This window comes from Paenibacillus sp. EKM10P (genome assembly GCF_011800655.1).
Classification (GTDB): domain Bacteria; phylum Bacillota; class Bacilli; order Paenibacillales; family Paenibacillaceae; genus Paenibacillus; species Paenibacillus polymyxa.
Genome location: NZ_JAALET010000143.1, coordinates 1 through 226, shown reverse-complemented (window position 1 = coordinate 226; position 226 = coordinate 1). Strand labels below are relative to the sequence as shown.

The following is a 226-nucleotide window of genomic DNA, read 5'->3' as shown; positions in this document are numbered from 1 at the left end:
CGAACAAGCACATCCTGCCAAATGGCGGCCAGCTTCGCCTCCAGTTCGGTGCGCGGCGCCACGTATTCGCGGCCTCCTGCCCCCCCTTCCGGCGCCGGCAGCGCCTTCCGGTCGATCTTTCCGTTCGGCGTCAGAGGCAGGCGCTCCAGCTCCACGAAGTACGACGGGATCATGTACCCCGGCAGCTCGCTGGCAATCGCCCGCTTCAGATCCGCCGCTGTCAAGC

General features: G+C 67.3%; 1 protein-coding gene. It reads right to left on the bottom strand.

What is annotated here, in order from left to right:
- On the bottom strand, window positions 1–226 hold a 226-nt coding region (locus HFE01_RS26855), incomplete at both ends, for a hypothetical protein (protein ID WP_167438890.1).